At 40.0% G+C, this 22,995-nt stretch carries 20 protein-coding genes; 10 read left to right on the forward strand and 10 right to left on the reverse strand.

The window, feature by feature from the left end; translation table 11 throughout:
* Positions 1–111 precede the first annotated feature (111 nt).
* The 3 genes from xylA to ACE01N_RS01460 are packed head-to-tail and all read right to left on the reverse strand — an operon-like array spanning position 112 to position 3,676.
* The gene (gene xylA, locus ACE01N_RS01450; RefSeq protein ID WP_380584088.1) at positions 112–1,437 is read right to left on the reverse strand and encodes a xylose isomerase; all 1,326 of its coding nucleotides are present in this window, start codon (positions 1,435–1,437) and stop codon (positions 112–114) included.
* 20 nt (positions 1,438–1,457) lie between these two features.
* A complete protein-coding gene (locus tag ACE01N_RS01455) occupies positions 1,458–2,942 on the reverse strand; it encodes a xylulokinase (protein ID WP_380584090.1) in 1,485 nt (494 codons plus the stop codon).
* A 5-nt stretch (positions 2,943–2,947) separates the two neighbouring features.
* Positions 2,948–3,676, reverse strand: coding sequence for an NUDIX hydrolase (locus tag ACE01N_RS01460; protein WP_380584092.1), 729 nt, complete (start codon positions 3,674–3,676; stop codon positions 2,948–2,950).
* 345 nt (positions 3,677–4,021) lie between these two features.
* Between ACE01N_RS01460 and ACE01N_RS01465 the strand changes: the two genes are divergently transcribed.
* The gene (locus ACE01N_RS01465) at positions 4,022–4,897 is read left to right on the forward strand and encodes a tetratricopeptide repeat protein (RefSeq protein WP_380584094.1); all 876 of its coding nucleotides are present in this window, start codon (positions 4,022–4,024) and stop codon (positions 4,895–4,897) included.
* Between the two features lie 21 nt (positions 4,898–4,918).
* Positions 4,919–5,734 carry a toxin-antitoxin system YwqK family antitoxin gene (locus ACE01N_RS01470; RefSeq protein ID WP_380584096.1) on the forward strand — a complete coding sequence of 272 codons (816 nt, stop codon included), beginning with the start codon at positions 4,919–4,921 and terminating at the stop codon, positions 5,732–5,734.
* A gap of 75 nt (positions 5,735–5,809) precedes the next feature.
* On the opposite strand, the gene ACE01N_RS01475 is transcribed toward ACE01N_RS01470, so the two are convergent.
* Positions 5,810–6,673, reverse strand: coding sequence for a DUF4861 family protein (locus tag ACE01N_RS01475; protein WP_380584098.1), 864 nt, complete (start codon positions 6,671–6,673; stop codon positions 5,810–5,812).
* Positions 6,674–6,857: 184 nt separating this feature from the next.
* Here ACE01N_RS01475 and ACE01N_RS01480 point away from each other — a divergent pair, with 184 nt between their 5' ends.
* Both ACE01N_RS01480 and ACE01N_RS01485 read left to right on the forward strand, forming a co-directional pair.
* The gene (locus ACE01N_RS01480; protein ID WP_380584100.1) at positions 6,858–7,331 is read left to right on the forward strand and encodes an FKBP-type peptidyl-prolyl cis-trans isomerase; all 474 of its coding nucleotides are present in this window, start codon (positions 6,858–6,860) and stop codon (positions 7,329–7,331) included.
* A 95-nt stretch (positions 7,332–7,426) separates the two neighbouring features.
* A complete protein-coding gene (locus ACE01N_RS01485) occupies positions 7,427–7,792 on the forward strand; it encodes a DsrE family protein (protein ID WP_380584102.1) in 366 nt (121 codons plus the stop codon).
* A 71-nt stretch (positions 7,793–7,863) separates the two neighbouring features.
* On the opposite strand, the gene ACE01N_RS01490 is transcribed toward ACE01N_RS01485, so the two are convergent.
* The 3 genes from ACE01N_RS01490 to ACE01N_RS01500 form a co-directional block, all read right to left on the reverse strand.
* Complete coding sequence (locus tag ACE01N_RS01490) at positions 7,864–8,877, reverse strand: DUF3078 domain-containing protein (RefSeq protein WP_380584104.1); 1,014 nt, start codon at positions 8,875–8,877, stop codon at positions 7,864–7,866.
* A 76-nt stretch (positions 8,878–8,953) separates the two neighbouring features.
* On the reverse strand, positions 8,954–10,012 hold the full coding sequence (gene corA, locus ACE01N_RS01495; protein WP_380584106.1) for a magnesium/cobalt transporter CorA: 1,059 nt from the start codon (positions 10,010–10,012) through the stop codon (positions 8,954–8,956).
* A complete protein-coding gene (locus ACE01N_RS01500) occupies positions 10,012–12,240 on the reverse strand; it encodes an amino acid permease (RefSeq protein ID WP_380584108.1) in 2,229 nt (742 codons plus the stop codon). Before ACE01N_RS01500 ends, corA begins: the two co-directional genes overlap by 1 nt.
* A 153-nt stretch (positions 12,241–12,393) precedes the next feature.
* Between ACE01N_RS01500 and ACE01N_RS01505 the strand changes: the two genes are divergently transcribed.
* From ACE01N_RS01505 to ACE01N_RS01515, 3 genes are all read left to right on the forward strand, one after another.
* Entirely contained in the window at positions 12,394–13,086 is a 693-nt protein-coding gene (locus ACE01N_RS01505; RefSeq protein ID WP_380584110.1) for a DUF1003 domain-containing protein, read from the forward strand.
* Positions 13,087–13,170: 84 nt separating this feature from the next.
* Positions 13,171–13,914: a C40 family peptidase gene (locus tag ACE01N_RS01510; protein ID WP_380584112.1), complete on the forward strand. Its 744-nt coding sequence runs from the start codon at positions 13,171–13,173 to the stop codon at positions 13,912–13,914.
* Positions 13,915–13,946: 32 nt separating this feature from the next.
* Positions 13,947–14,453 carry a GtrA family protein gene (locus ACE01N_RS01515; RefSeq protein WP_375727932.1) on the forward strand — a complete coding sequence of 169 codons (507 nt, stop codon included), beginning with the start codon at positions 13,947–13,949 and terminating at the stop codon, positions 14,451–14,453.
* Between the two features lie 105 nt (positions 14,454–14,558).
* Here the strand turns inward: ACE01N_RS01515 and ACE01N_RS01520 are convergent, their stop codons facing one another.
* Positions 14,559–15,437, reverse strand: coding sequence for a hypothetical protein (locus tag ACE01N_RS01520; RefSeq protein WP_380584114.1), 879 nt, complete (start codon positions 15,435–15,437; stop codon positions 14,559–14,561).
* A gap of 113 nt (positions 15,438–15,550) precedes the next feature.
* On the reverse strand, positions 15,551–16,012 hold the full coding sequence (locus tag ACE01N_RS01525; protein ID WP_380584116.1) for a hypothetical protein: 462 nt from the start codon (positions 16,010–16,012) through the stop codon (positions 15,551–15,553).
* A gap of 159 nt (positions 16,013–16,171) precedes the next feature.
* Between ACE01N_RS01525 and ACE01N_RS01530 the strand changes: the two genes are divergently transcribed.
* The 3 genes from ACE01N_RS01530 to ACE01N_RS01540 all read left to right on the forward strand — a co-directional run bounded on the left by ACE01N_RS01530 (position 16,172) and on the right by ACE01N_RS01540 (position 20,550).
* Positions 16,172–17,785: a thiamine pyrophosphate-dependent enzyme gene (locus ACE01N_RS01530; protein ID WP_380584118.1), complete on the forward strand. Its 1,614-nt coding sequence runs from the start codon at positions 16,172–16,174 to the stop codon at positions 17,783–17,785.
* Between the two features lie 9 nt (positions 17,786–17,794).
* Positions 17,795–18,385 (forward strand): indolepyruvate oxidoreductase subunit beta, encoded by a 591-nt coding sequence (locus ACE01N_RS01535; protein WP_380584120.1) that lies wholly within the window; start codon positions 17,795–17,797, stop codon positions 18,383–18,385.
* 140 nt (positions 18,386–18,525) lie between these two features.
* On the forward strand, positions 18,526–20,550 hold the full coding sequence (locus ACE01N_RS01540) for a beta-N-acetylhexosaminidase (RefSeq protein ID WP_380584122.1): 2,025 nt from the start codon (positions 18,526–18,528) through the stop codon (positions 20,548–20,550).
* Here ACE01N_RS01540 and ACE01N_RS01545 read toward each other — a convergent pair.
* Complete coding sequence (locus tag ACE01N_RS01545; RefSeq protein ID WP_380584124.1) at positions 20,547–22,898, reverse strand: TonB-dependent receptor; 2,352 nt, start codon at positions 22,896–22,898, stop codon at positions 20,547–20,549. The two genes, ACE01N_RS01540 and ACE01N_RS01545, sit on opposite strands and share 4 nt — an antisense overlap.
* Positions 22,899–22,995 lie beyond the last annotated feature (97 nt).

Raw genomic sequence — 22,995 nt, forward strand, 5'->3', positions numbered from 1 at the left:
TTAGCGGTTGAAGCTGATTACCCCTAAATCCCCTAAAGGGGACTTTAAGCCTCTCTTTCAGGAGAGGTTTGGAGTGGGATACGTAATATTTTTTGTTACAGCCTCAATCCGTTAGATATACATATTAATCAGTTGCTCAAACATTTCCTGTTTCCCGCTGAGCTGTTTTGGTTCACCTACTTCTTTAGCAATGGCATTCAGATCTTCAAGAGACAGTTTGCCGGCTTCAAAATCGGCACCTTTTCTGGAGTCATAAGACGCATAGCGTTCTTTTCGCAGTTTCAGATAGTCTGATTCCTTCAGAATTTTATCAGCAATAATCAGTGAACGGGCAAATGTATCCATCCCACTAATGTGCGCGATGAACCGGTCTTCGGCATCTGTTGAATTACGTCGCATCTTTGCATCGAAGTTAATACCACCATGTGTAAAACCGCCTGCGCTGATGATTTCCAGCATTGCTTCTGTGGTTTCATAGATGTTGGTCGGGAATTCGTCGGTATCCCATCCGTTCTGGTAATCGCCTTTGTTGGCATCGATTGATCCTAACATGCCTGCATCGGCAGCCATACGCAGTTCGTGTGCAAAGGTGTGGCCAGCCAGGGTGGCATGGTTCACTTCGATGTTCATTTTAAAATCATTGCTTAACCCGTTTTTAGCCAGGAAGCCAAGAACTGTCTGCGTATCAAAATCATACTGGTGTTTGGTTGGTTCCATCGGTTTGGGTTCAATCAGGAACGTGCCTTTAAATCCTTGTTTACGGCCATAATCTTTGGCAATAGTTAAAAACTGACCAAGATGATCCAGCTCACGTTTAGTGTTGGTGTTCAACAAGCTCATATAACCTTCACGGCCACCCCAGAAAACATAACCGGTACCACCTAAGGCAATCGTTGCATCGATGGCATTTTTAACCTGAACAGCAGCGTTTGCAAGCACATTAAAATCCGGGTTTGTTGAGGCACCGTTCATATACCGGGGATTTGAAAATACGTTTGCAGTTCCCCATAACAGTTTAACACCCGTGGCTTCCTGACGTTCTTTGGCAAAATCGATCATTTTTGCCAGGCGCTGTTCAATTTCAAATACCGAACCATCACCTACCACATCGGTGTCATGAAAACAATAAAATTCGGCGCCCAGTTTGGTGATAAATTCAAATGCAGCATCCATTTTGTTTTTGGCTGCTTCCATCGGATCAGATGCGCCAACCCAGGGGAAAATTTGTGTTCCGGGACCAAACGGATCTCCACCGTCACCACAGAAGGTATGCCAGTAAGCCACTGCAAACCGCAGGTACTCTTTCATGGATTTTCCACCTACAACGCGATCGGCGTCGTACCACTTAAATGCCATTGGATTTTTTGAATCCGGGCCTTCATACTTAATTTTGTTGATGCCCGGGAAATACTCTTTGTTACCTTTAAATACTGTCATGATTTTTTTTATTTTTTGAGTTATAATTTTTGTGTTAAGATTGATTTCCAGTTGTTGTAAGCCGTGGTGTAAGCTTCCTTGTTGGCTGTATCAGGCTCAATTGTCTCCAGCTTTGTCAGGTTGTTGAATGCTTCTGATGCATCTTTAAAATACCCTGAACCGATTCCGGCTCCCCGGGCAGCACCGATGGAGCCATCTGTGTTATAAAGTTCTATGGTTGCACCTGATATGCCTGCCAGCGTGTTACGGAACAAAGGACTCAGGAACATGTTGGCTTTTCCGGCTCTGATCACTTTGGCTTCAATACCAATTTGTTGCATAATTTCCATTCCATACATAAACGAGAACACGATGCCTTCCTGTGCAGCACGGAATAAATGGGCATTGGTATGACGGTTAAAGTTAAGACCCGAAATCTGAGCACCTGTATCTTTATTTTGCAGAACACGTTCTGCTCCGTTCCCGAAGGGCAGAATAACAACACCATCAGAGCCTATGGGAACTGATGCAGCCATGTGATTCATTTCTTCGTATGAATATGCCTTGTTGCCTGTGTTCTTGTTCAGCCAGGCATACAGAATACCTGTTCCGTTAATGCATAATAATACGCCTAGTCTGTTCAAAGCGTCAGAATGATTGACGTGTGCAAAGGTATTTACCCGTGATAATGGATCGTACTTCACTTCATCGCTGACCCCGTAAACGACTCCCGAAGTACCCGCTGTTGTGGCAATCTCGCCCGGATTCAGCACATTTAATGACAGGGCGTTGTTGGGCTGATCACCGGCACGGTAACCGATTTTTATTCCGGGAACCAGGCCGAGTTCTTTAGCTGCTCTTTCTGAAACAGTGCTTTGAACCGAAAAGGTTGGGACGATGTCGGGTATGAAATCCGGGTCAATACCATAATGATCCAGTAGGGCAGAAGCCACTTTGTTTTCCCTGAAATCCCATAATATACCTTCTGATAAGCCACTCGCTGTGGTATTAATGATTCCAGAGAGTTTCATGGCAATGTAATCGCCCGGCAACATCATTTTGAAAATGCGCTTATACAGTTCCGGCTCGTTGGATTTAACCCATTTTAATTTCGAAGCGGTAAAGTTACCCGGCGAGTTCAGGTAACATGACAAACACTCTTCGGCACCTAATTCTTCAAATGCTCTGTCACCTATGCCTGCAGCGCGGCTGTCGCACCAAATAATGGATGGACGGAGCACATTATGATTCTTATCCACCAACACTAATCCATGCATCTGGTAAGAGATGCCGATAGAATCAATGGTTTTCGGATCAACACCACTGGTCTGCATCACATCTTTGAGGGCCAGTTTCAGGTTTTCCCACCATTGTTCCGTTTCCTGTTCGGCCCAGCCGGGCTGTTTGGCAATAATTGCCATCTCCTGTTTCGGGTAAAACGAGCTAGCAACACAGTTGCCGCTTTCGCCATCAATCAGCGAGACTTTAACCGAAGAACTTCCAATATCAAATCCTAATAAATGCATGTTGTTTAAATAAAAAATCCAATATCTTTTTTGTACTTATTAAACAGTTTCGGGTCGAACCTAAAAAGCTGGGCTGGTTTGTGGCTAACTCCGGTTTCCTTCTCTTCAAGCGGAACGATATATTTGAGGTTGCGAATCTTTTTCCTGAAATTCCTGCTGTCAAGTTCACGTTCAAATACAATCTCGTATAACAGCTGCAATTGCCGTATGGTAAATTTTTTCGGAAGCAGTTCAAACCCAACGGGTTCAGTTCTGAGTTCCCGTTGTATTTCCTCAAAAGCACGTTTAACAATGGCATCATGGTCAAATATCAAATGCGGCAATTGGTCAACCGGGACCCAGTGAAGATTTTCAGATACATCTTTTGGTTCGCTCTGATCAATTTTTACCAGTGCCAGATAGGCGAGAGTAATCACGCGGTCAATGTCTATTCCTGAAGTTTGCTGTAACCAAAGCAGATCGTTTGGCGACTTAATACGACCCGGAGTTCCGAAAACCTCAAACTGTTTTAAAAACAGCCTGTCCCTTCCGGTATAGTTGTTCAGCACGCGGAATGCCGTATCCTGAGGACTTTCATTATTTCCGATCATATCGCCTGGTAATTTATATTTACCTGAACGAATCTTAGTATCTTCCTGAGGTAAAATATCGCGCTCAGAAAGTAAAACATGAAGTTTTGTCCCGTCAAATCCGAGTATAACGCAGTCAACTGATATGTGTGAGAGTAATTTCAAACTGGTTCAATTCAGGGTGCAAATATATTGGTTTTTTACTTAACGTACATTGTACGCTAAGTAAATTGTGTGACAGCAAGGGTTAATTTTTCTGAAGGATTGAATTTAAAAGCGTTGCGGGTGATATGTTTTTCAGCATAATGGATTAAATTTGTAAAACATCAATTGATATACCTCCGGTATCTATTGAAAATCTGAATGGATACATTTTTGGTACAGTATTTGATTTTAGTTAGCGGGAAGTTAAGTATTCCCTGCTTGATGAACCTAATCATCAGGGATGTATATAAAATAATAATTTGTTTATTAATCAGCTAACTGATATTTTTGTTAAAAATTAAAATCATGAGAACTAAAATTGCACTACTGACATTATTAACAGGTTTGTTGTCATTCAGCATAAATGCCCAAACATTGGAAGAACATCTGAAAAAGGGTGTTGCTTATATGAACCAAACCAAAAACGAAGAAGCGTTGTCCGAATTTAAACAGGCTATTGCACTGGATGAAGATAAAACAGCAACGCCTTTGCTGTATTCATACGCCGGTATTTGTGCTAAAGCAATCGGACAGGACAATGAAGCGAAAGGATATTTTCAAACTTCTATTGACAGAGGAGTAGATGACAGTGAAGTATTTAACTTGCTTGGAGATATTTGTCGTGATCAGGATGATGTAGAAGGCCAGATAAAGACGTATTCAAAAGCAATGGAAGTTTTACCTTCAATGTCGAAGGATTATGGTGAAAAGCTGGCTTATGTTTATTACAAGGCTAAAAAGTATCCGGAGCTCGAAAAGTTGACTACAGAGTTACTGAAGGATGATCCGGATAACCAGAAATTAATGCGATTGCAAGCCGTTTCTTTACAAAAGAATAAAAAGATAAACGAGGCAAAAGCTGTTTATGAAATGATACTGGAGAAAGATCCGGATGATTTGTCTGCCAATGTATTTATGGGGAATTATTACTACCAGGTCGGCAAATCAAAACTTGACAGAGAAGAGGCCGCATATAAAAAGAATGCAAATCCTGACCGGGTTCAATGGAGCAATTATCAGAAAAAATGTAAAGTTATTCTGGATGATTATTATGTGAAAGCGGTCGGTTATCTTGAAAAAGCTTATGCCCAAAAAGAAGATCCGAATTTAAAAAAGCTGCTTTATGCTGCGTATTTTAAAATGGGAGACAGGGCAAATACTGAACGTTTCAGAGATCAATAAATCGATAAAATATAAAGAATTATGAAATTAACAAAAGCGCTATTACTGGTATTAATTGCTGTATTCACATTTACCTCGTGTAAGTTTTTACCTAAAAAGGGAGGTGAGTCATCAACAACTGCTCAATCTGGGGATGCCGCTGCAGATTACAATGATACCTTTAAGATTCACACTAATTATTATCCTGGTGGCGAATTGATAAAAGATAAGAGTGAAATCATAAAAGTAAAAAAGAACGGTAAGGATGTTTGGATCAGAAACGGAAGGTATTGGGTATATTATAAGAATGGTAAATTGCAAGGAGAATTTAATTACGTTAACGGAAAAAGGGAAGGTATTGGAAGACAATTTTATGAGGATGGAGAAAAGATTTATCTAGAGTGGTCTTACAAGAACGGGAAGAAAGACGGAATATCTAAAAAGTTTTACAGGTCAGGTCGTGTAATGGCTGAAATGCCGTACAAGAGTGATTTTTTAGGAACCGGTTCACAGGATTATGCGGATGATCAGGAACACACCGTACTTACTATGCCGGAATTAAAGGTTTGGGCTGATGACCAGAGAAGGTACAAAGGAAAGTATACCGTATATGCTAGAGTTGAAGATAAGTTTGGGAAGGTAGTTCCAAAAGTGAAATTTACGGTAGGTCAGCTTATTCCTGCGGACGGCAGATTATATGAAAATCCAAATCTGAAAGAAATTGAAGCTAAAAACAATGTTGCTTCGGTAACGTATTACGAAATTAATGGATTTCCACCGTCAGTTACAGTAAATGCAAGGTTTACTTCCAGCAAGGGAACTCCGGTCTTATTAAGCAAGACGATTAAGATCGACTAACTAAACTATAAAGAATTTAAAAAGGGAGCTGCTTTCAAAAATCAGCTCCCTTTTTTATGTTTTCGAGGGTACAGGTTACTGTGCCTTTTCTTTTACATAGTCCACAAACTGATCCATTGACTTAAAGCCTTTTTCTTTTTCACAGGCTGATGTAATCCAGGTTGCAAGGTATTTGGTAGGTTTTGAAATCAGCATATACTGTTTATCGGCTTTTGTAAGGGTTGCAAAATCTTCAGGATTATACATAATGGCCCCGCCGATGTTTAACTGAAAAGCTGCAACATCTTCGGGATGCAAGCCCCAGGTGCAGATATAGTTATCGCCTTCAACAGTTTTTGTTGTGGGAAAATAATTGATTCCGGTAACAAATTCCACTGGGTTATCACAAAGTGCAAACGCTTCAACTTTTGCTTCTCTGAAACCGGAAAATACAGTAACACGAATCAGAATATCTACTGAATCTCCTTTGTAAGGAATCCCTTCCGACAGCATCTCCATCTGGGAAAAGTTAGCTTCTTTTCTTACACGAGCTATGCGATCTTTAACAGGGTTAAGAAATACTTCTTTCTCCCCATCCCAAAGTCTTACGCCTCCCAGTCCTACTGTTTGCCCAACCTTGTACTGATCTGCTCCCCATCCTTCTTTTTGTTGTTCCGGTGTAGGATACCAACCTGCCTCTTCAAGTTCCAGTCCCTGTCGGGTTTTATTGTACACATCAATGGCGCATTTGTAATCGAAATAAAGCCTTAATCCTATCCACTCATTTTCAACCGCAGGTCCGTGATGTTCCACCAGTTTATACATGTCTCCGGTTTCAGAAACAATCTCTTTTACTTGTTTTCCACTTCCTTTTTTACTCAGACTGATGTCGGTCATATTCTGAGCACTGACAAAGCCCAGAAAAACCATGAGGAAAAAGCCTGTTATTGTTGTTTTCATAAATATTGTATGTAGTATATTAATAATTTATATCGGACAATTCCGGATCAGAAATTTAACTTTAAAGATAATAAAAAACGATGACCTGAGTTGTTTTTCATAATTCCGTCAAATTCTGTGTGAAATTCCTGAGTTATCCGTCTTTTTAATATCTTTGATTTTTTAATATTGAAATTTTAAACATATGAAATTAAACTATCTTTTGATTGTATTGGCGACACTTTTATTTGCTTCCTGCGATAAGGATCACAGCCGTATGGATGATAAGGAAATTCAGGATTATCTGGATTCTCATAATATTACCAACGCAAAGGAAGATGCATCAGGCATCTACTACGTGATTCACGAAGAAGGAGAAGGGATGCATCCTTATTACTATACTACGGTTCAGATAATGTATAAGGGATATTTAACCAACGATGAAGTCTTTGATGATACTCATGTAGATGAAATTTGGGAAACCAGGGTGGATAATTTTATTAAGGGCTTTCAGATTGGATTGCAGAAAATGCGCCCCGGAGGAAAGGCTACTATTTTTGTTCCCTCGCATCTGGCTTATGGTTCTGACGCAAGTTTTAGTAATTCAGAAGATTTAGCGGATATTCCTAAATGGGCAGTGCTGATTTTTGATATCGACCTGGTCGGGTTTAAGCAATAGCTGAAGATAAAAGTTACTTACTCTTTAAGGCATTTAGTTTTTTTAGCGGAGTAAAAATTGTAAATTAGCTATTCGTACAGTTAAATAAAAAGATTATGGAAAAGCAAGATCCAATAACACCTGACAGTGAAAAACTTGTAGTGATTTGGTCAAGTGGGGAGCGTGAAGTTGCTCTGAGAACAGTACTTTTATATACCTATAAATCCATTACACAGGGATGGTGGCAGGATGTTACGCTAATTGTATGGGGCCCTTCGGCAAAACTACTTCTGGAGGACAGTCTGGTTCGGAATTTCCTGCAAAAAAATATTGACAGTGGTATTAAGGTAGTGGCCTGTAAATCATGTTCCGATGATTATGAAGCAACAGAAGAATTAACAGGCATGGGTATTGAGGTCAGATACGTGGGAGAACTTACCACTAAATATATAAAGTCAGGAAGGCATGTTATAACCTTTTAATGAAATTTTGAAGATAAGAGAAGGGGATGTATCAAAAGATGCATCCCCTTTGTATTTTGTTTCAACCCGGGTTATTGATTCTGGAAAGTGTATACTAAACCTACACCGAGTAAATTCCGAAACTGAATTTTTGGTGAATTCTTAATTCCTGGTGTTCCATCCGGTTTTGTATAATCAATCTGAAATTTAATATCATCATCATAAATCATCTGAGTATTGATATTCAAAGACAGATATTTGTTGAACTGGAATGTTAACCACAATTCCCAGTCGATGTCAATTTTGTTCAGGTGAGCATAAGCCGCAAACAGGTCAAGCCTGGTTTTCAATCCAAAACCTTTGACCATGTCCGGATGATCATATATGATTTGGGCCAGGGCACCAATTTCTGTTTTTACATTCTCCCTCCATGCTAAACCATATGTAATCGTGTTATTGTTAGCATAAGTGGTGTCAATTTGATTTAAAACCTCTTCAGGAATTGCATCACCATTTTCACCGAAACCATCGTTTATAGCAGTATTTTCAACTTTTTTATTGTAATAAGCCTCCTTTACAATGGTTGTTTTTTCAGAGAATGGAGAGAAAAATATTTTAAGTTTATCATCACCCAGATATTCTATACCTAACGATGCAGTCAGGTATGCAGGTGCAAAAAAGTCAGAAACCAGAATTTTATTATCTTCATATTTAAAACCTTCGGTAAACTGAGTTTTAAAATTAAGTAGTGCTGTGTACCGCCATTTTTCACTGAATCCGTTTATACTGTACTTAGAAAGGAAATCGATTTTATCGTTCATTTTGCGTACATTCTGATCTCCTTGTTGTAAAAGTCCGTAGCTAAGGTCCAGCGTATTATTCCACGCACCTTTCTCTCCAACCCAGTTTGCGTTCAGTAATCCACGCCATAGCAGGGAGTTCGAATTATCACCTCCGGCAGCCCAGTAGTTTCCAAAATAAGCATTGGAGTATGTTAAACCAGTTTCACCTTTTATAGTCCAGGGCTTCTTTTCAGGTTGTGCATCCTGCGCAAATGTCGATCCAACAACAGCAAACAGGAATAGTAGTAAAATGAGCTTTTTCATGTTTCATCAAGTTTTTAGATGGTTAATAATTTAATCCGTAGTTAAACAGCAATTATAATTATATTGTTCGTTTAATCTACAGCCATTTTTTTCGTCTGAAATAGAGCAACATGATGCCGGCCATTATTATCATGACACCCCACATAATAAAATAACTGTATTTAAAGTGTAATTCTGGCAAATAATCAAAATTTGTTCCGTAAATACCGGCTAAAAATGTCAACGGAATAAATATGGCCGCAAATATAGTTAATACTTTCATCACATCATTTGTCTTATTGCCAATAAGTGTATTTAGTATATTTAACTGATCCGAGTTCATGGTATAGTACACCTCCAGGGCTTCTGTAGACTGCGTAACCAGGTCGTCAAGATCTCTGTAAAATGAATCTGTTTTTTTGTGAAGCAAATGTGATTCTGAGCGTAACAGGTTATTTGTGATCTCTTTAACCGGTCTTATGGCTTTTCGCAGGTAGTTAAGTTCAGTTTTAAATGAATAAATGGATTTGATAATATCCGTATTTGGATTTTCGAAAATTTCCTTATCCAAACCTTCAATTTTATCGCCAATATTTTCAACCGTATCAATGTATTTATCAGCAATAGTGTCCATTAACGCATACAACAAATAATCGCATTTCATATTTCTTAACCTGCCATGCCCTGAACGTAACCTTTCTCTCACAGAATCAAAATATGTTCCTTTTTTCTCCTGAAAGGATATCAGGTAATTATTACCCATAATGAATGAAACCTGATCTGTAAACAGGTGTTTGGTTTCTTCATCGTACCCCACAAATTTCATGGCGACAAAAATATGATTAGTATCATCCTCCAATTTTGGACGTTGATCGGTGTTCAGAATATCCTCCAGAAACATCGTATTGATACCAAACAAAATACCTATCTCTTCAATGAGTTTCGTATCATGCAAACCATCGATGTTAACCCAGTCCATTTTGTTGTCATCAAGCTTTACATCACTTATCTTACTGTACTCATACTCTTCAAGCGTATTTTTATCGAACTGCATCTGACGGATAGTAGGTTTATCCGTTTTTTGTTTCCCTAAAAAAATCAGTGATCCGGGAGAGGTCCCTTGCGATTGTTTCCTGTTCTTTAAAAACCGTGCCATTATACAATATCAATTTGTTTATGTGAATTAATAAATAAAACTGTTCCCAGTTCATCGTAACCCTGAAAGACCTCCTTACCGGTATGTTTAAGCATTTCTTCGTGAAAACCGATCATTGTCAGTGCCGCTTCTTTTGATCGTTCATTTATAATTTTCTTAATGCTCTGATTCTCGGGTTGCGTAATAATCTCAATATTTTTTGTGGTGATCTGCAGACGTCCGTTCTGGATGAGTTTTTCAAATTCTTGCTTCGATGTTTCCTCTTCTCCTTTTTTACAAATCTCAAAAATACGGATATTTGATTTATGCCAGTCCGGATGAGCCATAATGATGTAACTCAACAGGACCATCAGGTTGGAGTTTTCCTCATCGGTTGATCTTATCCATACATGTATTCCTTTTTTAGGATCCATGGTTCTGGCTGAACTGCCTAAAATGCACACATCAAAATCGCCGCTTCTTACCAGGGCAAAATTTTCGGCTATGGCATCCAGATTATCAGGATTACTTTTTTCAAATTCCAGAATAACCATGTTATTTTCCATTCCCGAAATTCCGGGAACCTGAATGGCCTGTGCCACTGCTGTGGTGTATGAAGGACTGATCATGGTATCAATGTAAACCTGGTTCAGGTCGCTTTTAAATCGCAATATCAGCTGATCCAGCTCCTTGGCAGCCTGTTCATGTGTTTTGGATGAATAGTAACCATGTATCAGATGAATGTAGGTTCCAAAGCCAAAACGGTAAGAAATCCAGTTCAGCAGGTCGAATGCACTGTTTCGCTCAAAGGAATCGTCTGAAATACAAATTGCGCTTGGGCGCCATTCGGTTTTCTTCTTTTTACGTGAATTCTTTTGCAGGTATACCTGCAGGTTCCGGTTCAGCTGGAACAGGGCATTCGAAAATATTGCTTCGAGCCCTTTTCTGTCCTTATGATAATAGTTGATTCCTATGTAAAAAAGGATTATGATAATGGTTGAAAGGATAGCATATAACGGATCTATCATAAACATTACCCATACTGAAATAACAAAGCCGATTAGAGAAATGCCCCAGCGTGACCGAAAAGAAGGTCTGTAAGATGGAGAAGCGCCAAAATGGTTCAGAAAAGAAATAAGGCTCAGAGAGCCATAGGTTACCATAAAGAACATAGAAATGATAGATGCTACAGTGTTAACATCGCCAAGCGCCACAAAAACCATGGCAATAACACATGTTACCAACGTTGCATTGAACGGTTCGCCTTCTTTACCTTTACCTCTTGCCAGAAAGATATTTAGCCTTCTTGAAGGAAGCGAGTGATCTTTTGAAAGTGCCTGAAGCGTTCTTGGAGCCACCATAACCGAACCAATGGCCGAAGAAATGGTAGAGGCTGCCAGACCAAGCGGAACAATTATCGCACCGCCGATAGCAATTCTACTCATTATAAGCTGATCCCCCAGCAAATCTTCAGGGGAGGCTGAAATAGCCAGTTTGTAAACCACAAAAACGTAAAACAACATGCCGGTAAGCGTGGCTGCAACCGTCCCTAAAGGAATGGATTTTGACGGATTACGGAGTTCTCCCGATAGACCTACGCCGGCTGTCATTCCTGTAAATGCAGGAAAAATAATGGCAAATACCATAAAAAATTTATCCGTATTTCTTAAGGTTCCTTCAAAGAGGTTGTAGGAGTTGTTGTGCTGATATTCGGTTGATCCGAGAAAAAACAGCAACAGTGAAATAAACAAAATGGCTATGACCACATAAAGCGTTTTAACCCCCATATTTGCACCTTTTTTCAGGATGATCCACGAGAGTAAACCCATAGCAGGAATACTTACAACCTGACGTGGTAAATCAAGCCCCCATTTTTCCTGGACAAGATTAAAAAGAGGAGAAAATGCTTCGGTAAATGCAATCACATAAAATGCGACACTGATAGCCTGTGATAAATAAAGAGCAATTCCAATGGTGGCTCCAATATTAAGGCCGAAGGACCGGGAGATAATAAAATATTCTCCTCCACCTTCTACACGCTTGTTGGTTGCAATTTCAGAAATGGCCAGTGCTGTTGGGATAGTAACCAGATGACCAAGAATAATAATCCCGATTACACCCCAGAATCCCATGGTTCCAACGGCCCAACCGAATCGTAAAAATAAAATAGCTCCAAGTATGGTGGATATGGCTGTAAAAAAAACAGGTGCTGTTCCAAAGCCCTGTCCTCTGTTTTGATTTTTAGGCATATTACAGTATTTGGTTCTTAAATTTATAAAAAAACTTTAACTAAAATCAATTTATTTTAAACACAGCATATGTTTTTGGTGCATAAATTGACTTTGAATTATTTAGTTTAAATTTGGATCAGAATTATGATTTCCTGATTTTAATATATTTATATGAAGACTTTTATCAGTGATATTTCTAAAAAGGAATTTCCTGTTTCTGAACGCATATCTGCGAAATCGTTGAGGGACACAATTCTGGATAGTATCAAAAAAGATATTCCTGAGTTCTCAGATGACAGCTATCTGTCAGAGGAGGAGTTAAATTTTTACCGGGAGAAATATATTTCAGATTATCTGCGGACTCAGATAGGAGAACTGACCGAATATGATCAGACGGTACTGGAATCCATTAAGAACCAAACAACACTTTCTGATAAGATTGATGCTGATGAAGATCAGAAACCAACGTTTGGTCAGAGAGTTGCTGATAAGGTGGCTTCTTTTGGAGGAAGCTGGACATTCATCATCTCATTCGGAGTGTTCCTTCTGCTATGGATAACTGTGAATGTATACTGGTTAATGAATAAGGGATTTGATCCTTATCCGTTTATTTTGCTAAATCTTATCCTATCGTGTTTGGCAGCGCTTCAGGCGCCTGTTATTATGATGAGTCAGAACCGGCAGGAAGAAAAGGATCGTGACCGGGCAAAAAAGGATTACATGGTAAACCTGAAATCTGAATTAGAGATCCGGACCTTACACGAAAAAATGGACCATTTGATCATGCATCAGCAGCAGGAATTAATCGAAATACAAAAAATACAGGTCGAAATGCTGAATGATATATTAAAAAAAGTAGAATGAATTATGCCTTTTTTTTCATTCCAACCAGTAAGAATATTCAAATTTTGAACTTATAATACTTTCAACAGATAATTAATATTACTTATGAATGATTACGCTATATGTGAACTAAGTATTGTCCCCGTAAGGGCAAAAGCCAGCGAAACTTCAGAAATGGTGACACAGCTTTTATTTGGCGAAACTGCTAAGGTTTTGGAGGTAAAGGATAAGTGGCTGAAGGTGGAACTTACGCACGATAGCTATACAGGTTGGGTTGACCGCAAAATGATTAGCCCGGTTTCATCAGAAGATTACGAAATCCTTGCAAAAGAGGATTGCAAAATACTTTCAGTTCCTTATGCAGAAGTAATAACTTTAAGAGGGAAACAGCTTATTCCGATGGGATCGCAAATGCGAAAGGGATTGTTGTTGAATTATAAAAACACCGATGTTCTGGATAATAACCTCTCCGTCGAAGAACTGCCGGAGGTAGCACGTTTATTTTTAAATGTTCCTTATTTATGGGGCGGAAGAACCGTATTTGGTACAGACTGCAGTGGATTTACGCAGTTACTTTACAGAATGACTGGAAAAAACATTCCACGTGATGCAGGTCAGCAAGTGAAGATAGGAAGGAATATCGGGTATATTGAAAAAGTAAAATCCGGGGACCTGGCCTTTTTTGGTAGTTCTGATAAAATTACCCATGTAGGTTTAATCGTCGATAAGCAGCATATTATCCATGCATCTGGCTGGGTGAGAATTGATACCATTGATGCCATAGGGATTTATAATTCAGATTTAAAAGATTATTCCCACAAACTGGTATCCGTAAAAAGATTAGCATAACTGTTATATTTGTAACGAATTAACATTAGCAGGTGACGGTATTACAGCACATAAGAAATATCATTAACGGTGTTATTAACTGGTTTTATAAGCCGTTTCAAAGGGTTATTCCGGGAGAAACATTTCGCTATGCTGCTACCGGTGGTATGAATATGGTTCTGGATATTCTGTTGTACTTTATTTTTTACCGCTATGTTTTTGACAGGGAGATTATCGATCTGGGATTTTATGCGATCAGCCCGCATATTGCTGCATTTCTGGTCGTTTTCCCTATTACATTTACCACCGGATTCCTTTTAGCCAAATACATTACCTTTACTGCATCTGAAGTTGTGGGCAGGGTGCAGCTTTTCAGGTATGGGTTTACGGTAGGAGGTTCCATTCTGTTGAATTATGTGCTTCTTAAGCTCTTTGTGGAATATTTTCACTGGTACGCCACATTTTCCAAGATTGTCACCACATTTGTAGTTGTGGGATACAGTTATCTCGCCCAGCGTTATTTCACGTTTAGAACAGCAAAGGTTTTTGTGAGGAAATAAATTTTTAAGATTTAGGATATAAGACACAAGAACCACGACTTTTCATAAAAACCTCCCATGACACACATTCCACGCTTCTCTATTCACTTTTTGTTTGATATCCTATTAAGGATGTTCAGCCAAAGTAGTATGAAACCAGAATTTTGCCAGTCTTTTCGCAGAAGAGGATGAGATTCCTCCGGGACCACCACGCATGCCTCCCTGTGGCGGGCCGCCCATTCCTCCACGACCACCGGGACTTCCTCCCATACCCTGCATTCTGCCGCCACCTCTTCCTGATGACATACCCATTCCTCCTCCGTGCTGCGCCTGCCGGTTTCCACCGGGTCCCTGCTTGTAGTTATCTGTAATTTCGAGTCCGATGGATAAATTAGGGATAGCGGTTAATTCCGAAGTGTTGATTATTCTTAAAGGAATAACAGCCCTGCAAATCATAACATTGGAAGTATCAAGTTCAAAGCTGGCCGAAAAAACGGTCTTTTGAAATTTAAGGTCATAGTCTATTCCGTTGCATTCAGCTTTGGAATAATCACCTTTTATAATTTCTATTCTGAATGGCGGTAACATAGTATTACCGGGTTGTTGCTGAACCGGGCGGGTTGCATTGTTACCCATTTCCAATCCCTGTCCCATTACATTTCTGTTGCCCTGCTGCATACCCTTACCGCGTTGCATTGGGGTTGGAACTTCGTTGGCATAGCTAAGGTAACATGCTTTGTTTTTCTGTTTTACAGTATCAAAATATAGTTTAAACCCTTGTTTCATTAAAGCAATTTGCAGTTTCTGATCGCTTGTAACAAATGTCAGGTAAATGTTTTTGTCATCATTACTGACCGCTAACGATATGCCCGATTTTTTATCAAAAGCATCGGTTTTTACAGGGAAAGAATTATCAGGAGTCCACTTTGAGTGGGTTTCAATAACTTTTTTCCCGAATGCTGTTGTTGAGAAAATTAAAAGTGACAGAAGTAAATACGGCTTCATGTGAATACAGTTTATATAATGAACCGGATAAAACTAATATTTCCCTCCTTTTATTTGAAATAAAATATTCGAATAGCCCGAAGAAATAAGCTAAACCAGTGAAATATTAAATGTTATTCAACGGAATTGATAAATTTTTTCATTCCTGAGGATAAAAGGAATCCTGCCAGAATAAGAATGATACTGCACAATGTTAATATCCATGGAGGGGAAGCAGGTGTATTTAATTTTATGGTTATGGCAGCAGTTAAAGCCATACCACCAACTATCATACCGATAACAAGAAGCGACCATCTTGCCCATGGTTCGAATTTCCGAAAGGGTATGCATATCAGGATTTCTCCGGCAATGCCCGTTGAAAGCATCCCGCCTCCTGCAACTTTCATCAATGCGAGATACAGCATATGGAAAGATTCAGGCATATTGTCCCATTTTGTACCCAGGGCAGTTTCATGATACGGTATGAATGATTGTATTGATATATAATGTAATCCAAATACTATAAGCGGGAGAAATGCCAGGGCAAAACACCATATTGAGAGCGTAAAAGTTTTGTGTGAAAATTTAAGGTCCATTTTATGGTCAAACGTTTAAAAGATGTCATTTGAGCTGTTAAAAATACTAATTTTTCATGTTATTTTTTTCATGGCGACATTCATCATATTTAAGCCATATTGGATTAGCTAATTTTATTGCGGTTTACCATTAGTATCTTATTTTTGAATTAAAATGTCATGAAGAAACTTCTTTTACTTGGAGATGAAGCCATTGCCCAGGGAGCGCTGGATGGAGGATTATCGGGTGTTTATGCGTATCCGGGTACACCATCCACCGAGGCTACAGAGTATATACGCAGTAACACCGAAGCCATTGAAAGAAATGTGCATCGTCAATGGGCTGCTAACGAAAAAACTGCATTGGAAGGAGCATTGGGAATGTCGTATGCAGGTAAACGTACGCTGGTTTGTATGAAACATGTGGGATTAAACGTTGCAGCAGATCCTTACATCAATGCCGCTGTAACTGGGGTAAACGGTGGTATGTTGGTCCTTGTAGCGGATGATCCTTCCATGCACTCATCCCAGAACGAACAGGATTCCCGCTTTTATGCCGATTTTGCCAATTTACCGGTTCTGGAGCCATCCGATCAACAGGAAGCTTACGATATGGCTTACGAAGGTCTGGCACTTTCTGAAAAATTTAAGGTTCCTGTAATGATAAGGGTCACCACACGTCTGGCACATTCAAGGGCCGGAGTGGAACGCAAGCCGGTGAAACCTGAAAACCATATGCATCTTCCGGATAATTTACGCCAGTTTATTTTGTTACCTGCTTTTGCACGAAAGAAGTATGCTGAATTGCTGGATGCACAGAAAGATTTTACAGCAACTGCAGCCACTTCAACCTATAATAAACTCGTAAGAGGAGGTGACAAAACGGTGGGAATCATCGCCTGTGGAATAGCATATAACTATCTGATGGAGAATTTCCCGGATGGTTGTCCTTATACGGTATTTAAGCTTTGCCACTATCCACCACCTGTGGATGTGATCAACACTATGGTTGAGGAACATGATGAGCTGCTGATTCTGGAGGAAGGTTATCCGCTGATTGAACGCATGGTAAAAGGAATTACCAATGTAGGGCCCAAAGTAAAGGGTCGACTGGATGGCACTATTCCGCGTGCTGGCGAACTTAATCCTGATATTGTTGCCAGAGCACTGGGATCAGAGAGTAATAAGATACACGATATTCCTGATTTGGTGGTCAACCGCCCTCCTGGAATGTGTGCCGGTTGCAGCCATATTGATACCTTTGAAGCTCTTATTGATGCACTGAAACCTTATGGCGACGGGCACGTGTTTTCAGATATCGGATGTTATACTCTCGGTGCTTTGCCGCCTTACAATACCATCAACAGCTGTGTGGATATGGGCGCCTCGGTGACAATGGCAAAAGGTGCTGCCGATGCCGGTTTGTTTCCTTCAGTGGCAGTAATCGGTGATTCCACGTTTACTCATTCAGGAATGACAGGGCTTATAGATACGGTGAACGCAAATTCACCGGTTACAATAATTATCTCCGATAACGAAACCACGGCAATGACCGGAGGACAGGATTCTGCCGGCACAGGAAAACTGGAAGATATTTGTCAGGGTATTGGTGTTGCCCCGGAACATATTCACGTGGTTGAACCAATGAAAAAGAATCATGACAAGCTGGTAGGGATCATTGCAGAGGAAATGAAATACAGAGGCGTATCTGTAATTATCGCCCGCAGGGAATGTATTCAGACGCTGAAACGCAGAAAAAACCAGAAGGTACCACAACGCAATTGTCACGTTTAAACTTTGAAAATGAAAACAGATATCATACTTTCAGGCGTAGGAGGACAGGGGATTCTTTCCATTGCCGCAGTTATAGGCTCTGCCGCCATTCATAATAATCTTTATCTCAAACAGGCTGAAGTTCATGGTATGAGCCAAAGAGGAGGGGCCGTGCAATCAAATCTCAGGATATCCGATAAACCGGTTGCTTCTGACCTCATCGCATTGGGCTCAGCCGATCTTATTCTTTCTCTTGAACCTATGGAAGCATTACGTTACTTACCGTATCTCTCAAAGAAGGGCTGGTTGGTAACCAATGCTACACCATTTATCAATATTCCCAACTATCCCGATCTGGATCAGGTGTTGGCGGAGGTCAGAAAACTACCGAACCATGTGATTCTTGATGTGGATGCAGAAGCAAAAAAGATAGGATCATCGCGGGTAGCCAACATGGTGTTGCTGGGTGCTGCCACGCCATTTATACATATCCCTTACGAAGCGTTTGAAGCCGGGATCAGTGAAATTTTTGCACGTAAAGGAGAAGACATCATCAACATAAATATTAAAGCCCTCAGAGTTGGGAAAACCATCGCAGAAGAAAAATTGTCAGTAAAATAAGTTTGACCGGGGGTTCCACCTGAAGTGAAGCCCTCGTTACTTAAGTCGCACTCTTACTAACTTAAAAAATCCGTATATTTAATCCCTGTTTAACACAACATAAAATTCCGATTCGGGTTAAATATTAAAACGTAAAAACCATGAGAAGTAAGTTAGTTCTGCTCCTGATATGTGCGATATTTTCTGTGTCAGCCCAAAATACTATTGTTCCGTTACCTGAAAAAATTGAAACTCAGGACGGATTTCTGGTATTAAACCGAGATTTGCCAGTAGCAATTAAAGGAAAGGCTAATGATCAGATGCTGCAGGCTGTTGATCGTCTGAAATCAGGATTGACTTATCGTACCCGCATAACTTTCGATAAGAAGCCGGTTATAAATCAACCTGTATCATTCGGCTTTATGCTTGATGCCAAAGAATCTGTCCGTCTGATCCCCGGGATGGACGAATCCTATACCATCCTGGTTGATACGCTTGGTGTAAAAATATCAGCTGCTACCTCGGTGGGTGTTTTACATGCTGTTGAAACTGTGTTACAGCTGGTACAGAAAAATGATTCCGTTTGGATAATTCCGGCTGTTAAAATTACAGATAAACCCATGCTGTCCTACCGTGGCCTTTTGCTGGATCCTGCCAGGAGATTTTTATCGGTGGATGCGTTGAAAACAACGATTGATGCCATGGCTGCCGTTAAACTGAATGTGCTGCACCTGCATTTATCCGATGATCAGGGTTGGCGCATTGAATCCAAGCGGTACCCGTCTTTGCAGATTATGGCTTCGGACGGGAATTATTATACACAGACACAGATCAGTGATCTGGTTAAATATGCCTCAAATCGTGGAATCATTATTATTCCCGAGGTTGATATTCCAGGTCATGCCACGGCCATATTAACTGCTAAACCGACTCTGGCATCTGCTGATACAACCTATGTGCTTGACCGAAGTTTTGGTGTTCACAAACCTGTTTTGAATCCTGCAAAGGATGAAACGTATACATTTTTAACCAACCTTTTCCGTGAGATCGACGGCCTGTTTCCCGGGCCGTATATCCATATTGGGGGAGATGAAGTGGAGTATGATAACTGGAAAAATAATCCTGAAATTGATGCATTTCGGGAGCAAAAAGGGCTAAAGGATTTTCCGGCGCTTCAGGGGTATTTTGTGAAACGTATGACAGACAGCATTAAACCGATGGGAAAAACTGTCATCGGATGGGAAGAAGTGGCTCGTGACGGACTGGACAAAGAAGTCATTATTCAGTGTTGGAAAAGCAAGGGACTTGCTTACAGCTATGCAAAACAAGGTTTGAAAACGATCCTGTCAAACGGATATTATCTGGATGTTTTTAATTCGTTAAAGGATCACTATAACAATGACCCTTTACCCAAAGATGTGAACTTTAAACCGGATCAACGGCAAAATTATTTAGGAGCGGAAGCCTGTCTGTGGGGAGAGTTGGTGGATGAACGTATCCTGGGATTCCGGCTATGGCCGAGGATGGCAATGCTGGCAGACCGGTTCTGGTCGACGGAAAAGCGGGACAGGCGATCGCTGGCTGCTGCAACGGAAGCGATTAATCTTCAGCTGATGGAGCATAACCTTAACCAGGTTGGTGCACCATATAGTATTTTATATGAAATTGCAGGCAGCAAAGATATTGCGCCACTGATTGAACTCCGGGGATTGGTCACGCCTGTAAGAGGTTATTACCGTCATGGTTCAGGATATAATAATACGCTTACACCGTTGAATACTTTTGCAGATGCAGCAGATACAGATCCTGCTAATCTTGATTTGTTTTACAATGCACTGCGTGAATTTATTATTGCCGGTTCAAGCGACTCGAATTTTGATCTGGTGGCAAGAAAGTTGTTTGAATGGGAAGAGTATTATGAGAAAAATAAAGCATATTTCCAGCAGAATTCCCGGTTAAAGGAATTAGAACCATTGGCAAAGAATCTTTCGGCTACTGCGAGAATTGCCAATGAGGCCATGGAGTACATTGTAAGGGGAAAAGTTCCTAAGGATATCTGGTTGGCCAATGCTAAAAAGGTTATGGAGGAAGCAAAAAAGCCTGTCGCAGGGGTGCAACTGACAGTGGTGGATCAACTGGAGAAAATACTGATCTTTTCAAAAGAACATGATGTGATCGTATTCTAATCCTTTACTTCATAAATGGCCTGCCCTGTAACAGGAATTCCCGTGTAGGTTATACCCTGAATATCGATATAAATTGTTGAATAAAGGTCGGCATTATAAAAGGTTATTTTTGCAGGTACCGTATTGCTTATGTTAATATCAGGCTCCCAGTGTATGGTTGAACGCAGATCAGGCTTGTTATCTTCTGGTTTTTGTATATCATAATTCGGAGAATAAAAAATACGGGGAGTAGTGTAACCAGTTATTTTTTCATTAATAGTGTGATATAAATTTTCTTCGGAAGGCAAATCATAATTCTTTTTGGTAAACACACTGATTACACCACTTTTTCCCCTCATACCAAAAGCAGCAGACCCACCGATATCTTTAAGTATTTCAATTTTATCAACACTTTCCAGAGGAATAGTGCTTATCCAATCGGCGTCAATCATAATGCCGTCAAGCAGAAACATTGGAGTGCCTCCACCACGAAAAGAAACGGTAATATCAGGAAACGTACTTTCAACTCTGAACCCTGGAATACGGCTTTGGATAAGATCGAATATATCGAAATATGACAGGTCATCTTTCTGAATGTGGATAACATTGTCGGGATTACCGTACATTCTGAAATTTCCGTCATTTTTTGTTGTTGGTTTAACTTCACCTTTTACCGTAACTTCTTTTATAAGAATGGTATCTGTTAACTGGTATTTCATTTTAAGCATTTTTTTGTACAGGGCATCCTCTGTAATGTTCTTCATCATTGCAGGAACCAATTTTTCTTCATTAGCATTTGCAGGATAAATTACGGGAGGCGTTGTCTGTTGTGAATCGAGCAAAATCCAACCAACTGTATTTTGTTTATCATTTGTAGCACTTAATACAAGAGTGGATTCTCCCATGAAATTCAGACCTTCAAATGAAAATTTACCCAGCGAATCAGTTTGGGCATTCTTAAAAGATCTGTTCTTTCCGGTGAAAATTCCCATGGCTATGTTTGCATTCTGTATTGGGGTGTCAAACAATTTGTGTCGAAGTCGTCCGGAGATTGTCAGGCCTTGTTCAGGTTTGTATTCTGGTTTCCCTGATACGGGAGGAACATATTTCCATAGAAAATCCCGCCATCCCTGGGTCAGAAGTAATAAATCCAAATGCTTTGTTCTGTCAGGTTGGGACGGGTCAAAATAGTAACCCGGCTGTTCAACGTATCCTTTTATTTCTGATTCCAGTAAAAACCACGAAGCAATACTGGAAGCATATGGCTCTCCAAAATCTTCAAAATTCTTGTCGATTACCGCCATCGAAAGGTTAGCATAAATTGGTTGTACGGAAGAATCACGAACCGATAATTCAATATCAACCTTTTCTCTGGGTAAATATTCTGACTTATTGGTTTTTACCGTTACATTTAATGTGTTTTCGTGTTCAACATAAAAAAGCCGTTCACATAACGGAAGCGTATCATTACCATAAATTGTCAGTTTTATTATTCCCTCAGGAAATGCGCTTTCCGGCAATAAGTAACTTGAATTATTGATGTTTAGGTTTGTTTCAAAAAAAGTTTGATTTCTGAAAGTGCCTTTTAGGATCAGGCGACCTTGAGAGAGCAACGGCAATGTTTTTTGGTTGGTTCCTATATTCAGAATCAGGGATGTGCCGGATGGTTTCAGACGCATGACAAGTCCTGTTTCAAAGCTGGCGGGAAGTTTCACATTAAATCCGGAACCGTTGCCTGCCTTACCCGTCGCAAAGTAATCCAGATCTTTTTCAGGCTTCAAATAAAAGCTACCCAGGCCAAGGTGTTCTGACTTAAAGGCTGAAACAGTGTCTCCCTGTGAAGAAATGATGTACCCGGACACGTCACATCCGTATCCGTTTGAATTAACGGCTTTGAAGGCTATTTTGGAATAGACATTGCGCACAAGACTACCTCCCTCGGGGAAAAACTGTATATCAACGGCAGGCTTTTGGTGTTTTTTCTTTAATTCACTACCTGTTGTGTCAGCAAAGTTTTTTACCGATATCTTTTTTAAATAGAAAAAATTCTCCCCGAAGTTTTTCATGTAAGCAGTGTATGCTCTTAAAAAGTATTCGCCTGCGGGAATGCTATCTGATAAGTGAAATACACCATATCCTGTTCCGTTAATTTGCCTTATGCTATGATGATTCAGAATTAAAGTGTCAGGTGAAATCAATTCAACATAAACGACTTTACTATGTGATGTGAGCTGATTTGAAAGGGCTTCGACAAGATAGGACTTAAACCAGATATCATCTCCGGGCTGATAGAGTGACCGGTCAGAGTGAAGATATATTTTTTCATAGATATCATATTGCCCGTCCTTTTTAAAAACTGTGTCATTCACAGTTTGGGAATGCAATAAATAGCAAAACGGAAAGAACAACAGAAGGAATACAAGAAACAATTTCGCAACAGGTTCTAAGCTCAAAGTCTTTTCTGAA

This window comes from Quyinboa ferrireducens, assembly GCF_042436675.1.
GTDB lineage: Bacteria > Bacteroidota > Bacteroidia > Bacteroidales > UBA5342 > JBHJHP01.